The sequence below is a fragment of the Polaribacter marinus genome, from assembly GCF_022662535.1.
GTDB classification, from domain to species: domain Bacteria; phylum Bacteroidota; class Bacteroidia; order Flavobacteriales; family Flavobacteriaceae; genus Polaribacter; species Polaribacter marinus.
In genome coordinates this window covers 41,086-57,396 of sequence record NZ_JAKQYM010000001.1, presented here as the reverse complement: position 1 = coordinate 57,396, position 16,311 = coordinate 41,086, and the positions used below count along the sequence as shown (strand labels likewise).

Sequence of the window (16,311 nt, the reverse complement as noted above, 5' to 3'; positions counted from 1 at the left end):
GTCTTTCTAATGATAAAGACTTGTATGGAAAATTTAATTTACAATATAAAAATCAACAGTTTACAAGATAAAGCTGTTGATTTTTCTGCTTTTAAGGGGAAATACATTCTTTTTGTAAATGTTGCTTCCAAATGTGGTTTTACCCCACAGTACAAAGATTTACAAAAACTAAATGACATTTATAAAAATAACTTAGTTGTTATTGGGGTTCCATGCAATCAATTTGGAAAACAAGAACCTGGTAATTCCGATGAGATCCAAGAATTTTGCCAAGTAAATTATGGCGTTTCTTTTTTAATAACAGAGAAAGTAGATGTTAAAGGTACAAATCAACATCCATTGTATACTTGGCTTACTTCAAAAAAATTAAACGGAAAAAAGAGTTCTTCTATTAAATGGAACTTTCAAAAATATTTAGTTTCTCCAGAAGGGAAATTAGTTGATTACTACTTTTCTATTACAAAACCTTTAAGTTCTAAAATTACTAAGCATTTTAAATAATGAAGCCACTTCTTAAACTCATAATTTTATTTTTATTTATCAATTTCGGAAGTCTTGCTTTGGGTAGTTTTCTTATGAATAATGGACCTTTAACGGAATGGTACACAAGTTTAAACAAAGCTCCTTGGACTCCTCCTGGATGGTTTTTCGGTGTTGCTTGGACAACTATAATGATTTGTTTTTCAATTTATCTAGGGCATTTATTCATAAAAGATAAAAGAAAAAAATTATTAGCAATCGTATTCTTTATTCAATCTATATTAAACATTAGTTGGAACTACATTTTCTTCAATCAGCATTTAGTTTTCTTTGGTTTAATAGTGATTGTAATACTATCATTAATTATATTCTATTATTTCTTCAAACTAAGTAAAAATGTTGGTAACTATAGATATTTAATTCTTCCTTACATGATCTGGTTGTGTATTGCAACATCTTTAAATCTATACTTTTTAATTTATAATTAAATGAAAATATACACACTTCATAAAAAACAAAACATCCCAATTAGTATTGAAAAAGCTTGGGAATTTTTATCTAATCCTATAAATTTAAAAACCATTACACCCGATTATATGAGTTTTGATATTCTTTCTGGAACTGAAAAACCAATGTTTGCGGGTCAAATTATACAGTACATTGTTACCCCTATTCTTAGAATTAAAACAAAATGGGTAACAGAAATTACACATGTAAAAGAAAATGAATATTTTGTAGATGAACAGCGTTTTGGTCCATATGCATTATGGCATCATAAACATTTTATCAAAGAAATTAAAGGAGGCGTACAAATGGAAGACATTATCGATTATAAAATACCTATGGGAATTTTAGGTCAATTAGCATATCCTATTTTAGTAAAACCAAAACTAGAAGAGATCTTTAACTACAGACAAAAAAAAATGATTGAACTTTTTGGAGAATACAAGTAAATGAACGAGGAAATCAACATTTTTTGGTTTAGAAGAGACCTCCGTTTAGATGATAATTGCGGACTATTTCACGCATTAAATTCTAAAAAAAAAGTGCTACCAATTTTTATTTTCGATAAAGAAATTTTAGAAAGACTACCAAAGGATGATGCGCGAGTAACTTTTATACATCAAGAATTAGAAAACCTCAATAATCAACTAAAAAAAATAGAGAGCTCTTTAACTGTTTTTTATGGAACCCCAAAAGATGTATTTACAAATCTTATTCAAAAACACCACATACATTCTGTTTTCACAAATAACGATTACGAACCATACGCCATCAAAAGAGATTTAGAAATTAAAGAATTCCTTACTTCAAAAAACATTAATTTTAACACTTATAAAGATCAAGTGATTTTTGAAAGAAATGAAATTGTAAAAAAAGACGGAACAGCTTATAAAGTATATACCCCTTACTCTAAAAAGTGGTTAGAATCTTTTCATTTTAAAGGAGTACATTTTTTCCCTTCAGAAAAGAATTTAGAAAATTTCATTAAAACTAAAAAACATCAAATTAAAACATTAGATGAAATTGGCTTTACAAAATCTTCTATAAAAATAGAATCTTATAAAGTTAGCCCAGAACTTATTGATGATTATGAAGAAACCAGAAATTTTCCTTCAAAAAACAGTACATCAAAATTAGGAACCCATTTAAGATTCGGAACCGTTAGTATTCGTAAAATGGTTAACCTAGCGTCTAAAAGTAATAACAACACTTTTTTAAAAGAATTGATTTGGCGTGAGTTTTTTATGCAAATTTTATGGCATTTTCCACTGACCGCAAAAAACAGTTTTAAACCCAAATACGATAGAATTCTGTGGAGAAATAACGAAAATGAATTTGAAGCTTGGTGTAAAGGAAAAACAGGTTATCCTTTAGTTGATGCTGGAATGAGAGAATTAAATCAAACTGGTTTTATGCATAACAGGGTAAGAATGTTAGTTGGTAGTTTTTTATGCAAACATTTATTAATTGATTGGAGATGGGGAGAAGCATACTTTGCAGAAAAATTACACGATTACGAGCAAGCAAGTAACGTTGGTAACTGGCAATGGGTTGCTGGTTGTGGTGTTGATGCTGCCCCTTACTTTAGAATTTTTAACCCTACAACCCAAATTCAAAAGTTTGACAAAGATTTAACCTATATAAAAAGCTGGGTTACAGACTTTCAAGAATTGACTTATCCAAGTCCAATTGTTTATCATAAATTAGCAAGAGAACGCTGTTTGAGCGTTTATAAAGACGCTTTAAAATAATATCAAATTTATCTTGTTCAGTTTCTTTTTTTGTATTTAATTTGCAAACTCTTAATTCAAAAAGCCGATGTAGCTCAGCTGGCTAGAGCAGCTGATTTGTAATCAGCAGGTCGTGGGTTCGAGTCCCTCCATCGGCTCTTAATTTAAAAATCTCAAAAAAATATTTTTTGAGATTTTTTTTTAGATTAAACTTTTATAAACCACCTTTTTAAGATTATAATTACACTAAAAAAAAGTTTCAATCATTCAAAAAAAATTAACTTTTTTTTATATAATTTCTTATTTTTAGAACGATTAAACGTTTTGTATTTTTGTGGTATATTCCTTTGATATAAAAAAAGAAGGAACTAACATTTTATACACATAAACACAACCTTTTTTAACTTGTATAATTTAATGTTTGCTTTAAAAGCAAAAGATATTAAAATCAATAACTTTATTAATCTATAAAAATCTTTAGATTTTTGTAAATTTGTGAAACTAAACACAACTAAATGTTAATAATTGGAATTGCTGGAGGAACAGGAAGTGGAAAAACTACTGTTGTAAATCAAATAATCAATCAACTTCCTGCAGATGAAGTTTGCGTAATATCACAAGACTCTTATTACAAGGAAACAAATAACTTATCTTATGAAGAAAGAACCAAAATAAATTTCGATCATCCTAGAGCAATCGATTTCGATTTAATAGTAAAACATTTAACAGCTCTTAAAAATGGCGAAATAATAGAACAACCAGTTTATTCTTTTGTAACACATAACAGAACAAAAGATACTGTAAAAACACATCCTAGAAAAGTTGTAATTGTAGAAGGAATTTTAATTTTTAATAGCGAAGCACTTCGAAACCTTTTCGATATTAAAATTTTTGTACATGCAGATACAGATGAACGCTTAATTAGAAGGGTTCGAAGAGACATTACAGAAAGAGGAAGAGACATAGATGAAGTTTTAAACCGTTATCAAGACACCCTAAAACCTATGCATCAGCAATTTATTGAGCCAACAAAGAATTTCGCCGATTTAATTATTCCTAATGATAGATTTAACACCGTAGCCATAGACATTGTAAGAACAGTAATTAACGAACGTTTATAATAATGACTTTTCGTACCTTTAAAAATAATAAAGTCGTAAAAATTATTACAAATATTTTTGTTTTAATTTTTATTCCATTTTTAATTTGGATGTTATTTTTTGATGAAAACTCATATTTGGTACATCGTAAATTTGATAAAGAAATTAACGATTTAGAAAACACCATTTCATTTTACAAAACAAAAATAGCAGAGGACAAGGCTACGATAAAAAAGTTAGAAGATTCTTTGCAATTGGAGCGTTTTGCTAGAGAAAAATATTTAATGAAAAAGGAAAACGAAGACATATATATAATTGAATTTGATACCATTAAAAAATAATGAGTAATTTTCTATTTGATGAATTTAAAGGAACGACACCTACAGCTTGGAAACAAAAAATTCAAGCAGATTTAAAAGGTGCAGACTATAATGAAACTTTACTTTGGAAAACCGAAGAAGGCATTGTTGTAAAACCTTTTTACACATCTGAAGATCGATCAAATCAAAAAATAAATACTCCTAAAAAAGGATTTAATATTTGTCAAACTATTTTTATTGATGATGAGAAAATTGCAAATTCGTTAGCTACAGACGCATTAAAAAGAGGAGCTAATTCAATTCAATTTAAAGCCAATTCTGTTTTTGATTATAAAATTGTGCTTCAAAACATTAATGTAAAGTCAACATTTATTTACTTTAATTTTTACTTTTTAAATGAGGAATTTCAAATTGAACTTTCAAATTACATCAAGTCAAAACATACTTTTTTTCAAACCGATATTATTGGCCATTTAGCAGAAAGCGGCAATTGGTTTGTTAGCTTAAAAGACGATTTTAAAAAGCTAGATAACATTGTAAAATCTACTAGTAATTGCATCTCTGTTTCTGGTGACTTGTATCAAAATGCCGGAGCAAACATTAGTCAACAACTTGCATATACTTTGGCACATGCAAACGAGTACCTACAACATATTGGTAGTAAAAATGCCCATAAAATTAACTTTATAATGTCTGTAAGTGGTAATTATTTTTTTGAAATTGCTAAATTAAGAGCTTTCAGAATCTTATGGGAAACACTTTTAAATGAATACGACATCCTAGACACTGAAGCTCATTTATTTGTTCAACCTAGTTTACGTAATAAAACCTTATACGATTACAACGTAAATTTACTAAGAACAACTTCCGAAACTATGAGTGCTATTTTGGGTGGTGCAAACACTATTTCTACCATTGCTTATGACACAATTTATCATAAATCAAATGAATTTGGAGAACGAATTGCAAGAAATCAATTATTAATTTTACAACAAGAAAGTTATTTAAATGAAGCTCAAAACTTTGCTGATGGAGCATATTATATTGAGTCTTTAACAGAGCAATTAGCTGAAAAAGCATTAGAAATTTTTAAACAAATAGAACAATCTGGTGGATTTTTAAAACAACTAAAGGACGGCAAGATTCAAAAAAAGATTAAAGAAAGTAGCGAAAAAGAATTAGAAAAACTAAACAAAAAAGAGATTGTACTTTTGGGAACAAACTTACAATCCAATAAAAATGATACAATGAAAAATGATTTGGAGTTGTATCCTTTTGCAAAAAAAAGAAATATTAAAACATTAATCCCCCCAATAATAAAAAGTCGTCTTTCAGAAACATTAGAAAAAGAAAGATTACAAGAAGAAACTAATTAAACACGTATTTGTTTTGGGGAATAATAATGAAATAATAAAGCACCGTAATAGGCAAAATATTCTTGAAAAAGAGATTGAACACATAAAAACAAAGACCCCAAAATATCTTTTAGGGTTAATGGTAATAACAATTGTTCTTACATTTTATTTAGAAGAAAAGGTATACCATTATTTTGGAAACGGTATAAACTTTATTATTTCAACAATAATAATTTTAATATTAATTAGTACTCTTTTTATATTTCAAAATTTTAAGAAAATTAAAATTAAAAAGAAAGAATTGAAAAGAATAAGCACAAAACTATACGATTTAATGAAGCTAAAATTAGATGAAGAAAACAACTAGAAAATCATTTGATACTCTTAAATTGAAAAAATCGTATTCAAAACCTTCTATCGCTTTTGAACACGAAAACTTTGTAGCAGGAATTGCGCCAAATTTACGTGGCCCCTATTCTACAATGTTCGTAAGAAGACCATGGACCATAAGACAATATGCTGGTTTTTCTACAGCAGAAGAAAGCAATGCCTTTTATAGAAGAAATTTAGAAGCCGGTCAAAAAGGACTATCTGTTGCTTTTGACTTAGCCACTCATAGAGGTTATGATTCAGATCATGAACGCGTACAAGGTGATGTTGGTAAAGCAGGTGTTGCTATAGATTCTGTTGAAGACATGAAAGTTTTATTTGACCAAATTCCGTTAGATAAGATGTCTGTCTCTATGACTATGAACGGAGCGGTCTTACCAATTCTAGCTTTTTATATTGTTGCCGCAGAAGAACAAGGAGTTTCTGCCGACTTATTAGCAGGAACTATTCAAAATGATATTTTAAAGGAGTTTATGGTGAGAAACACATACATCTACCCTCCTTCTCCTTCCATGAAAATTATTGCAGATATTTTTGAATACACCAGCAATAATATGCCAAAATTTAATTCGATTTCTATTTCTGGATATCATATGCAAGAAGCAGGTGCCACTGCAGAAATTGAGCTAGCTTATACATTGGCAGACGGATTAGAATATCTAAAAAAAGGAATAGAAGCAGGAATGGATATCGACTCTTTTGCTCCAAGATTGTCTTTCTTTTGGGCCATTGGTATGGATCATTTTTCAGAAATCGCAAAATTAAGAGCCGCAAGAATGTTGTGGGCAAAGATTGTAAAACAATTCAATCCTAAAAATCAAAAATCTCTAGCATTAAGAACCCATTGTCAAACAAGTGGCTGGTCATTAACAGAACAAGATCCATTTAACAATATTGCTAGAACAACGATTGAAGCCATGGCTGCTGCTTTTGGCGGCACACAAAGCTTACATACAAATGCTTTGGATGAAGCCATTGCATTACCAACGGATTTTTCAGCTAGAATTGCAAGAAACACACAAATCTACTTACAACAAGAAACACATATTACAAAAACGGTAGATCCCTGGGCTGGAAGCTACCATCTAGAAAAATTAACTGAAGATATTGCCAACAAAGCTTGGGAATTAATGACAGAAGTTGAGGAATTAGGAGGAATGACAAAAGCAATTGAAAAAGGAATTCCAAAAATGAGAATTGAAGAAGCCGCAGCAAAAAAGCAAGCAAAAATTGATAGCGGACAAGATGTTATTGTTGGAGTAAATAAGTATCAATTAAAAAAAGAAGACCCTTTACACATTTTAGAAGTAGACAATGAAGCTGTTCGTAAATCACAAATAGAAAGATTAAACAAACTAAAATTAGAAAGAAATGCTGTTGCCGTAAAAAAATCTTTAGTAGCTTTAACCGAAGCTGCAAAAACAGGAAAAGAAAACTTATTAGATTTAGCAGTTAAAGCAGCAAGAAACAGAGCTAGTTTAGGTGAAATTTCAGATGCTTTAGAGGAAGTTTTTGGAAGACATAAAGCAGTTCATAAAACCATTTCTGGCGTGTATAGTAAAGAGATAAAAGACGACAAGCTATTTAAAAAAGCTACCGAATTAGCAGACAAATTTGCAGATTTAGAAGGAAGACGTCCAAGAATTATGATTGCAAAATTAGGACAAGATGGCCATGACAGAGGCGCAAAAGTAGTAGCTACTGGTTATGCTGACTTAGGGTTTGATGTAGATATCGGACCACTTTTTCAAACACCTATAGAAGCTACAAAACAAGCTGTAGAAAACGATGTACATATTTTAGGTATTTCTTCCTTAGCAGCAGGTCATAAAACATTAGTACCACAAGTAATTGCAGAATTAAAAAAATATGGTCGAGAAGATATTATGGTAATTGTTGGAGGAGTAATACCTGCACAAGATTATCAATTCTTATTCGATGCAGGCGCTGTAGGTGTTTTTGGTCCTGGTACCAAAATTGCACAAGCTGCTATAGATTTACTAACCATATTAATTGACAGTGTAGCCGAATAATTAAATAAACGATCAAACTTAAATTAAGTTAAAACGAACTAGTACCAATCAAATAAAATCGTAGCGTACTCTCTGTAAATCTTAAAAAGCATACTTTTCCGATAAAAAAATATGCTTTTTTAACATTAAAAAACATCAAAACCACAACTGTTTTAGTGCTTTTATCCTTAAATTTGCAACACTTTTAAAGCAATACTTTCAGGATGAAAACTATTTTAAATTTCCTCTACTCTACACGTTTAATGGCCGTTTTATTTATTCTATTTGCAGCAGCAATGGGAGTTGCCACTTTTATAGAAAACGATTACGGAACACAAACTTCTAAAGCATTAGTCTATAACACTTGGTGGTTTGAGGCAATAATGGTGTTTTTTGTCATCAACTTTTTTGGTAATATATTTAGATATCGCCTCTACAAAAAAGAAAAATGGGCTGTTTTAATGTTTCACGGAGCTTTCTTATTTATTCTTATTGGAGCAGGAATAACAAGGTATGTTGGCTACGAAGGGATTATGTTGATAAACGAAGGTGAAACAACCAATGAGTTTTTGACGGAAACAACTTATGTAAACTTAATTGTTGACAATAGAAAAGTTCAAAAAAAACAACACAAACCTATTTTACTTTCCGCTTGGGGAAAAAACAATTGGTCATTTTCCGATGATTTTAAAGGAAAGGATTACAAAGTTTCTTTAGTTGATTACATCCCATGGGCAGAAAGAAAATTAGTTGAAGATAAAAATGGAGTAGAACATTTATTTTTTGTAGAATCTTCCGAAGGTACTCGTCATGAGCACTGGATCAAAAAAGGAACCATCCAAAATATCCACGGTGTTTTAGTTGGTTTTGAGGCAAAAGAAGAAAATATTTCCATCAATTTTAAAAACCAAGACGGAAACTTAAAAATGATTTCTAAGACCGATGGAGATTGGTTTAGAATGGCAGATCAAAAAAGAGGAAAAATAACCAAAGATTCTGTTCAAAATTTTCAATATTTAACTTTACACAATATTGGAGACTTACAATTTGTAATTCCTAAGCCAGCAGAGAAAGGAATCATGCAAACTATTAGAGGTCCCAAAGACGATAAAAAATTAGACATTATTGTTTTAGACGTCACTACAAATAATAAAACCGAAAGAGTAGAACTCTCAGGAGGAAAATATAATAATGATAATGCAAAAGAGTTTTCTATAGGTGATTTAAATTTTAGAATGTGGTACGGCGCTAAAGTTTTAAAAACTCCCTTTAGTATAAAATTAAACGATTTTCAGCTAGAGAAATATCCAGGTTCAGAAAGTGCAGCTTCCTATGCAAGTGAAGTTACAGTAATTGATGGCAAAGACAAATTTGATTATAGAATTTTCATGAATCATATTCTAGATCATAAAGGCTATAAATTCTTTCAATCTAGTTATGATTTATCTGGCGAAACAGAAGAAACTCATTTATCTGTAAATCATGATTTTTGGGGAACTTTTGTAACTTATTTAGGATATTCACTTTTATACACAGGTTTAATTTGTATGCTTTTTGCTAAAAACACACGCTTTGACGACTTAAAAAAATCGTTACGAAAAATAAGAAAGAAAAAGGTAACATTATCTATTGTAGCTGCTCTATTTTTATCTTCAATAAGTTTTGCTCAACATCAAGATAATCATATCAATAGAATTACTGATCAACAAATAGATTCTATTTTAAAAGCAAATTTAGTTGATACTCATCATGCTGAAAAGTTCAACAAATTAGTCATTCAAGATGCTGGTGGACGAATGAAACCTGCACATACTTTTGCTTCGGAACTCGTTAGAAAAGTAAGTCATACAAACGAATTATATGGCATGAAACCTAGTCAAGTTTTCTTGTCTATAATAGAAAACCCAAGATTATGGTACGAAGTTCCAGCCATTTATCTAGAAGAACATAATACCAAAATACGCAGACAATTAGGTATTGCTGATACTGCTACCTATGCTAGATTATCCGACTTTTTCACTTCTACTGTTACCTATAAAATTAGAGAACAAGTTGCAGAGGCTCAAAAGAAGAATGTTCAGAATAAATTTGAGAAGGATCTTATAAAAATTGACAAAAGAGTTGGCTTATTATACAGCGCTATTGGAGGTGGAATTTTACGAATTTATCCAATACAAGGTGATGAAAATAACAAATGGGTTTCGCATCCAGAACTTTCTTCTGTAAAAGTATTTAACACGGCAGATTCTGTTTTTGTTCCTAAACTGTTACCTCTTTATATACAACTTTTACAAAGTGCAAAAAAGACTCATGATTATACAAAAGCAAATCAAATTTTAGATGGAATTAAAAATTATCAGAAAAAATATGGTGCAGACGTATATCCTTCAGAAAAGAAAATTGACTTAGAAATTACCTATAACAAATTAGGCATCTTTAAATTAAGTGCTATTTTCTATATGACTTTAGGTTTGCTTTTAATTTTTATTGAAATTTTAAAAATATTTTACTACAAGTCTAAAGTTTTAAATTACATCATAAAGGGGTTAATTACCTTAATTATTCTTAGCTTTCTTTTTCACACTTTTGGACTTGCTTCTAGATGGTATATTAGTGGAAATGCTCCTTGGTCTAATGCTTATGAATCTATTATATATGTTGCTTGGGCCACGATGTTATTTGGTATGTTTTTAGGTAAAAAATCGGCTTTAACCATTGGTTCTACAACATTTTTAGCTGCAATCATCTTACTTTTTGCCCATCAAAATTGGTTAGATCCAGAAATTGCAAACCTACAACCCGTTTTAAATTCTTGGTGGTTATTAGTACATGTTTCTATTATTGTAGCAAGTTATGGGCCTTTTTCTTTAGCCATGATTTTAGGAATTGTTTCATTAATCTTAATTTCTTTTACAACCGAGAAAAATAAAAAGCGAATGGACATTAACATTAAAGAACTAACCATTATAAATGAAATGGCTGTAGTTGTTGGTTTGGTAATGCTAACTATTGGAAATTTCCTTGGAGGTATGTGGGCTAATGAAAGCTGGGGACGCTATTGGGGATGGGATCCAAAAGAAACTTGGGCTTTAATTTCTATTATGATTTATGCTTTTGTATTACACATGCGTTTAATACCTGGGCTACGTGGTAGATTATCATTTAACTTTGCATCAGCATTTGCCTATTTATCAATAATGATGACTTATTTTGGTGTTAATTTCTATTTATCTGGCTTACATTCTTATGCAAGTGGAGATAAAGCTGTAACTCCTAAAGAAGCATTTATTTATATAGGTGCATTAATTCTATTAACCATTATTGCATCATTTAAAAACAAGAAATACTTTAAAAAGTAATTCTTGTTTTTTAATAGAAAACTGTACTTTTGCAATTCAATAAAAATTAACAATGTTCAATAAAAATATAAAATTAGTTTTAGCAGTTTTAATAACAGTTTGGGCTGTTTATCAATTTAGTCAAGGAAATATAATGAACGGAATTTCTATCTTATTACTAGCTGGAATTTTTGTTTTATTCTACTTTAAAAACGAATTTATTTTACTGTCTTTTTTACAATTAAGAAAGCAAAATTTTCCCGGAGCTCAAAAATGGTTAGGATATATTAAAAACCCTGAAGCAGCTTTAACAGTAAAACAACAAGGTTACTTTAATTATTTACATGGGATTATGTTGAGTCAAACAAACATAACCCAAGCAGAGAAATATTTGCGTAAAGCGGTAAAATTAGGTTTGGCTATGGATCATGATTTAGCGATGGCTAAATTACAATTAGCAGGAATTGCAATGACAAAAAGACGCAAACGTGAAGCAACTAATTTAATGGCAGAGGCTAAAAAATTAGACAAACATGGAATGTTAAAAGAGCAAATGACAATGATGAAACAACAGATGAAAAAAATCTAATTTCTTTCTTGTTATTTTATAGATATAAAAAAATCCGCTTTAAAGCGGATTTTTTATTTTATAAGAATGCTACCATTTTATTTCAACCTCGTCAAACTTAAATCATCATTATATTCTAGGATAAACAATCCGTTATTTTCAGAAACCCCAAAGAGTTTATTATTATAATCAAATTTAGTTTCTACTCTAAAAGAAGCGCCTTCTTTAAATGTTGATTTTAGGTTCTCTCCCGAAGCCAATCTTATTAAAATATCATAAGTAATATCAAACCCTTTTGTAGCATAAAAAGAAGGTAAGGCATTATTTTTTTTATAATACTGTTGGTTAAAGACTTTAGTTGTGTATGAAGTTTCATCTACATAACTATCGCTTACATAGGTAAATCCTATTTTAGCTAATTTCTGATTGTTAATCCTATCAAAAGCTTTTCCTTTATCAAAAGCAAAAACCTTAACACTTGTAGAATCTGGCAAACTAATTAAACTGTTGATCGCATCAGCCACAATAACGTTATCATTTGTGGTCATGACTACCCAATTCTTTTTGTTAGTTTTTAATATTTTTAAAAACTTTTCTTTTTCAATATATCCATTTTCTGGTTTTAAGATATGAACCTTAGAAATCGAATCTGCAGATTCTAAAGAAGATTTTAAAACAGTATTTACATGGTTTGATGTTGCATTTCCATCTCCTACTAAAATTAAAGTTCCATCATTAAAATTCTCTTTGATATAAGTTTCTAACTCTTTTCTAAAAACACTTTTCTCTGGTGATGTTTTGATTAATTTTGACGAAGAAAATTTAGATTGATTTTTAGAGTACACCGGAAAAACTACTGGAATTTTTAATTTATTAGCAACAATTTCTGCTTCTTCAGAATACAAAGGACCAATGACAACATCGTTAGAATTTAGATCGTTTTCATTGATAATACTTCTAATTTTAGTGCTGTTTTTTTCGGTATCATATACCGTTAAATCGATTACTATTCCTTGTTTTCTTAACGAATCAATTGCTATTTCAGATCCCAAATAAAAATCAGTGACAATATTTGCTAAGGTACTTTTAGAAAAAATATCTTGATGTTGAATGGTATCAAACTCATTGGCTTTAAAAGGCAAAAGTAAGGCAACTTTTAATGCAAGATCTTCCTCTATGACATCTTCATAAATATTGTTTTCTGTTTCACCTTCATTTTCAATAGGTTTAATTTTTATGGTTTGACCAACTTTTAAGCCTTCAGATAATTCTGGATTTAAAGAAATTAAATCTTCTTGAGAAACATTGTAAAATCTAGTCAAACTATAAAAGGTATCTCCTTTTTTAACCTCATAAACAACAAATTCTTTCTTTAAGTCTTCTAAAAGTTTTGTGTCTTCTTTTACGACATCATCAATTTCTAGATTATCTGTTAACTCTTCATTTACAGTATCACTAACCTTTTTATTGGTTTTTATCATTTTCTTATTAGGAATGATAATTACGGTATTTGCATCTGGTTTCTTATTCACATCAGGATTTAAACGTAATAAATCCTTGGTTTTCATATCCAATTTCTTGGCTATGACACGCATAGTTTCACCTTCTTTAACCTTATATTCTATGTATTTTTTTTGTTGACCGCAAGAAACAGTAAACGTTAAAATACACAGAAATACAAAAAACTTTAAATGTTTCATATATTCTATTCCCATTCTATTGTTGCAGGTGGTTTAGAGCTAATATCATATACAACTCTATTAACACCTTTTACATTATTTATTATTTTATTAGATGTTTTTTGCAAAAATTCATAAGGTAAATTTACCCAATCTGCCGTCATTCCATCTGTACTTTCTACTGCTCTTAATGCGACTACTTTTTCATATGTTCTTTCATCTCCCATAACCCCCACAGAGTTTACGGGAAGTAACATTGCTCCAGCTTGCCAAACTTTATCATACAATCCGTCTTCTCTAAGTCCGTTTATAAAAATAGCATCTACTTCTTGCAAAATACGAACTTTTTCTTGAGTTATATCTCCTAAAATTCTAATTGCCAAACCTGGACCAGGAAATGGATGACGTCCTAATAATTCTGGATCAATTCCCATAGAAGCACCCACCCTTCTTACTTCATCTTTAAAAATCATACGTAAAGGTTCTACAATCTTTAATTTCATAAAATCTGGTAAACCTCCAACATTATGATGACTTTTAATTGTTGCAGACGGACCTCCATTTACAGAAACCGACTCGATAACGTCTGGATAAATGGTACCTTGTGCTAACCATTTTACATCTTTAATTTGATGCGCTTCATCATCAAAAACCTCTATAAAGGCTTTTCCTATTGCTTTTCTCTTCTTCTCAGGATCTGACAAACCTGCCAAGGCAGATAAAAATCGTTCAGATGCATCTACACCTTTAACGTTTAAACCCATTCCTTCGTATTGAGAAAGTACATTTTTAAACTCGTTTTTTCTTAACAGTCCATTATTTACAAAAATACAATACAAATTTTCACCAATTGCTTTATTTAATAAAACTGCCGCAACTGTAGAATCTACACCTCCCGAAAGACCTAAAACAACTCTATCATTTCCTACTTTTTCTTTTATTGAAGCTACAGTAGCATCTACAAAAGAATCTGGAGTCCATGTTTGTGCTACTCCTGCTATTTTAACTAAAAAATTTTCTAATAATTGTTTTCCATCTTTAGAGTGATATACTTCTGGATGAAATTGAATTGCATAAGTATCTTCTCCTTGTATTTTATAAGCTGCATTTTGCACATCTTTTGTACTAGCCAAAAGCAAACCATTGGTTGGTAATTCTTTAATGGTATCAGAATGACTCATCCACACTTGACTACCAACAGTAATATTGTCAAAGAAAATTTCATCACTTTTTACAAATGATAAATTGGCTCTTCCATATTCTCTAGTATTGGATGGTGCTACCTTTCCACCAGAAAAATGTGCTAAATATTGAGCACCATAACAAACGGCTAATACCGGTTTTTTTCCTCTAATTTCTGATAAATCAGGATGTAAAACATTTTCTCCTCTAACAGAATTTGGACTTCCTGATAAAATTATAGCTTTAAAATCGGCTACATTTTTGGGAAGTTTGTTATATGGATGAATTTCACAGTAAATGTTTAATTCTCTTACTCTTCTCGCAATTAGTTGTGTGTATTGCGATCCGAAATCTAAAATAAGTACGTTGTGTTGTTGCATGCGCAAAAATACTATTTCAGATTAAATTTTAATACTGAAAATGATGATTTTTTACGAATAATTAGAATTCGTAGCCATATAGAAATAATTCGTAACAGAAACTAGTATTTATACACTACAGCATTGATATTCATCCCTGCTCCAACAGAGGCTAAAATAATAACATCTCCTTTATCTACTTTTTGATTTTCTATTTTACCTTTTAACACCAAATCTAATAAAGTAGGTACTGTTGCCACAGAACTATTTCCTAAATTATGTATACTCATAGGCATAATACCTTCTGGAGTTGTTTTTTTGTACAATCTAAAAAATCGTTTTATAATGGCTTCATCCATTTTTTCATTTGCTTGATGAATAAAAATTTTCTTTACTTCATCTATAGAAACACCGCTTTTGTCTAAAGCTGTTTTCATTGCAAGAGGTACATTTGTAAGCGCAAATTCATAAATTTTTCTTCCGTACATTTTTATATAACGTACATCTTTGTCTTCATTTTTATCAAACGATTTTCCAAAATATAAAAAATAGGCTTCGTCTTTTGCAAAAGTTTGGGTAGCATGACTTAAAATTCCCGAATCTTGTTCTTCTGTTTTTTCTACAATACATGCTCCTGCTCCATCACTATAAATCATAGAATCTCTATCATACTTATCTACAACCCTAGATAGCGTTTCTGCACCTATTACCAAGCACTTTTTGGCAATTCCTGCTTTTATAAAAGCTTGTGCTTGTATTACCCCTTGTATCCAACCTGGGCAACCAAATAAAATATCATAAGCAACACAATTTGGATTTTCTATTCCTAATTTATGTTTCACTCTTGTGGCCAAACTTGGTAAAATGTCGCTTTGAATGGTGTTTTTTTTAACATCACCAAAATTATGAGCTAGAATGATATAATCCAATTCTTCTGGATTTATGTTTGCATCTTGAATGGCTTTTTCTGCTGCAAAAAAAGCTAAATCGGAGGCTGTATAATCTTCTTTTGCATAGCGCCTTTCTTCTATACCTGTAATTGCCTTAAATTTATTTATAATTACTTCATTATCTGAAGAAAAAACAGAACCATCTTCATTTAAGAAATGTTGGTTTACAAATGCAGTATTTTCTTTTTTTATTGAGGGGATAAAAGTTCCTGTTCCTGTAATTTTAGATGAAATCATTTTTTTTATTAATTATCAATTTATAAAGGTACTATTAATTGATAAAAAGTCAAATTAAATACTTGCTAGAAAACGAAATTCAATAAAGAAAAACATCCGAAAAAAAC

The 16,311-nt window shown here is 30.0% G+C and carries 13 protein-coding genes and 1 tRNA gene; 11 read left to right on the top strand and 3 right to left on the bottom strand.

Annotation, left to right across the window (positions count from 1 at the left end; all coding sequences use genetic code 11):
• Positions 1–24: 24 nt before the first annotated feature.
• From MC378_RS00240 to MC378_RS00190, 11 genes are all read left to right on the top strand, one after another.
• Positions 25–501, top strand: coding sequence for a glutathione peroxidase (locus MC378_RS00240; RefSeq protein WP_242176706.1), 477 nt, complete (start codon positions 25–27; stop codon positions 499–501).
• Positions 501–968 (top strand): TspO/MBR family protein, encoded by a 468-nt coding sequence (locus MC378_RS00235; protein WP_242176705.1) that lies wholly within the window; start codon positions 501–503, stop codon positions 966–968. Before MC378_RS00240 ends, MC378_RS00235 begins: the two co-directional genes overlap by 1 nt.
• Positions 969–1,433, top strand: a complete 465-nt coding sequence (locus tag MC378_RS00230; RefSeq protein WP_242176703.1) for an SRPBCC family protein — start codon at positions 969–971, stop codon at positions 1,431–1,433. It abuts the gene before it with no gap.
• A complete protein-coding gene (locus tag MC378_RS00225; protein WP_242176702.1) occupies positions 1,434–2,735 on the top strand; it encodes a cryptochrome/photolyase family protein in 1,302 nt (433 codons plus the stop codon).
• A 63-nt stretch (positions 2,736–2,798) separates the two neighbouring features.
• A tRNA-Thr gene (locus MC378_RS00220) sits at positions 2,799–2,872 on the top strand.
• Positions 2,873–3,229: 357 nt separating this feature from the next.
• The gene (udk, locus tag MC378_RS00215) at positions 3,230–3,835 is read left to right on the top strand and encodes a uridine kinase (protein ID WP_242176701.1); all 606 of its coding nucleotides are present in this window, start codon (positions 3,230–3,232) and stop codon (positions 3,833–3,835) included.
• Between the two features lie 2 nt (positions 3,836–3,837).
• Positions 3,838–4,155, top strand: a complete 318-nt coding sequence (locus tag MC378_RS00210) for an FtsB family cell division protein (protein WP_242176700.1) — start codon at positions 3,838–3,840, stop codon at positions 4,153–4,155.
• Entirely contained in the window at positions 4,155–5,510 is a 1,356-nt protein-coding gene (locus MC378_RS00205; RefSeq protein WP_242176699.1) for a methylmalonyl-CoA mutase subunit beta, read from the top strand. Before MC378_RS00210 ends, MC378_RS00205 begins: the two co-directional genes overlap by 1 nt.
• Positions 5,511–5,839: 329 nt before the next feature.
• Entirely contained in the window at positions 5,840–7,912 is a 2,073-nt protein-coding gene (gene scpA, locus MC378_RS00200; protein ID WP_242176698.1) for a methylmalonyl-CoA mutase, read from the top strand.
• A 203-nt stretch (positions 7,913–8,115) separates the two neighbouring features.
• A complete protein-coding gene (locus MC378_RS00195; RefSeq protein ID WP_242176696.1) occupies positions 8,116–11,250 on the top strand; it encodes a cytochrome c biogenesis protein CcsA in 3,135 nt (1,044 codons plus the stop codon).
• Between the two features lie 52 nt (positions 11,251–11,302).
• Positions 11,303–11,818: a DUF2892 domain-containing protein gene (locus tag MC378_RS00190; protein WP_242176694.1), complete on the top strand. Its 516-nt coding sequence runs from the start codon at positions 11,303–11,305 to the stop codon at positions 11,816–11,818.
• 77 nt (positions 11,819–11,895) lie between these two features.
• On the opposite strand, the gene MC378_RS00185 is transcribed toward MC378_RS00190, so the two are convergent.
• From MC378_RS00185 to MC378_RS00175, 3 genes are all read right to left on the bottom strand, one after another.
• Positions 11,896–13,365 carry a LysM peptidoglycan-binding domain-containing protein gene (locus tag MC378_RS00185; RefSeq protein ID WP_242176693.1) on the bottom strand — a complete coding sequence of 490 codons (1,470 nt, stop codon included), beginning with the start codon at positions 13,363–13,365 and terminating at the stop codon, positions 11,896–11,898.
• Between the two features lie 137 nt (positions 13,366–13,502).
• Positions 13,503–15,038 (bottom strand): glutamine-hydrolyzing GMP synthase, encoded by a 1,536-nt coding sequence (gene guaA / locus MC378_RS00180; protein WP_242176692.1) that lies wholly within the window; start codon positions 15,036–15,038, stop codon positions 13,503–13,505.
• Positions 15,039–15,139: 101 nt separating this feature from the next.
• Positions 15,140–16,204 carry a 3-oxoacyl-ACP synthase III family protein gene (locus MC378_RS00175; protein ID WP_242176691.1) on the bottom strand — a complete coding sequence of 355 codons (1,065 nt, stop codon included), beginning with the start codon at positions 16,202–16,204 and terminating at the stop codon, positions 15,140–15,142.
• Positions 16,205–16,311 lie beyond the last annotated feature (107 nt).

Coding starts and splice junctions, on each gene's coding strand:
- MC378_RS00210 (WP_242176700.1), top strand. CDS start 3,838: ATGACTTTTCGTACCTTTAAAAATAATAAAGTCGTAAAAATTATTACA.
- guaA (WP_242176692.1), bottom strand. CDS start 15,038: ATGCAACAACACAACGTACTTATTTTAGATTTCGGATCGCAATACACA.
- udk (WP_242176701.1), top strand. CDS start 3,230: ATGTTAATAATTGGAATTGCTGGAGGAACAGGAAGTGGAAAAACTACT.
- MC378_RS00190 (WP_242176694.1), top strand. CDS start 11,303: ATGTTCAATAAAAATATAAAATTAGTTTTAGCAGTTTTAATAACAGTT.
- MC378_RS00230 (WP_242176703.1), top strand. CDS start 969: ATGAAAATATACACACTTCATAAAAAACAAAACATCCCAATTAGTATT.
- MC378_RS00225 (WP_242176702.1), top strand. CDS start 1,434: ATGAACGAGGAAATCAACATTTTTTGGTTTAGAAGAGACCTCCGTTTA.
- MC378_RS00195 (WP_242176696.1), top strand. CDS start 8,116: ATGAAAACTATTTTAAATTTCCTCTACTCTACACGTTTAATGGCCGTT.
- MC378_RS00175 (WP_242176691.1), bottom strand. CDS start 16,204: ATGATTTCATCTAAAATTACAGGAACAGGAACTTTTATCCCCTCAATA.
- MC378_RS00240 (WP_242176706.1), top strand. CDS start 25: ATGGAAAATTTAATTTACAATATAAAAATCAACAGTTTACAAGATAAA.
- MC378_RS00235 (WP_242176705.1), top strand. CDS start 501: ATGAAGCCACTTCTTAAACTCATAATTTTATTTTTATTTATCAATTTC.
- MC378_RS00205 (WP_242176699.1), top strand. CDS start 4,155: ATGAGTAATTTTCTATTTGATGAATTTAAAGGAACGACACCTACAGCT.
- MC378_RS00185 (WP_242176693.1), bottom strand. CDS start 13,365: ATGAAAACCAAGGATTTATTACGTTTAAATCCTGATGTGAATAAGAAA.
- scpA (WP_242176698.1), top strand. CDS start 5,840: ATGAAGAAAACAACTAGAAAATCATTTGATACTCTTAAATTGAAAAAA.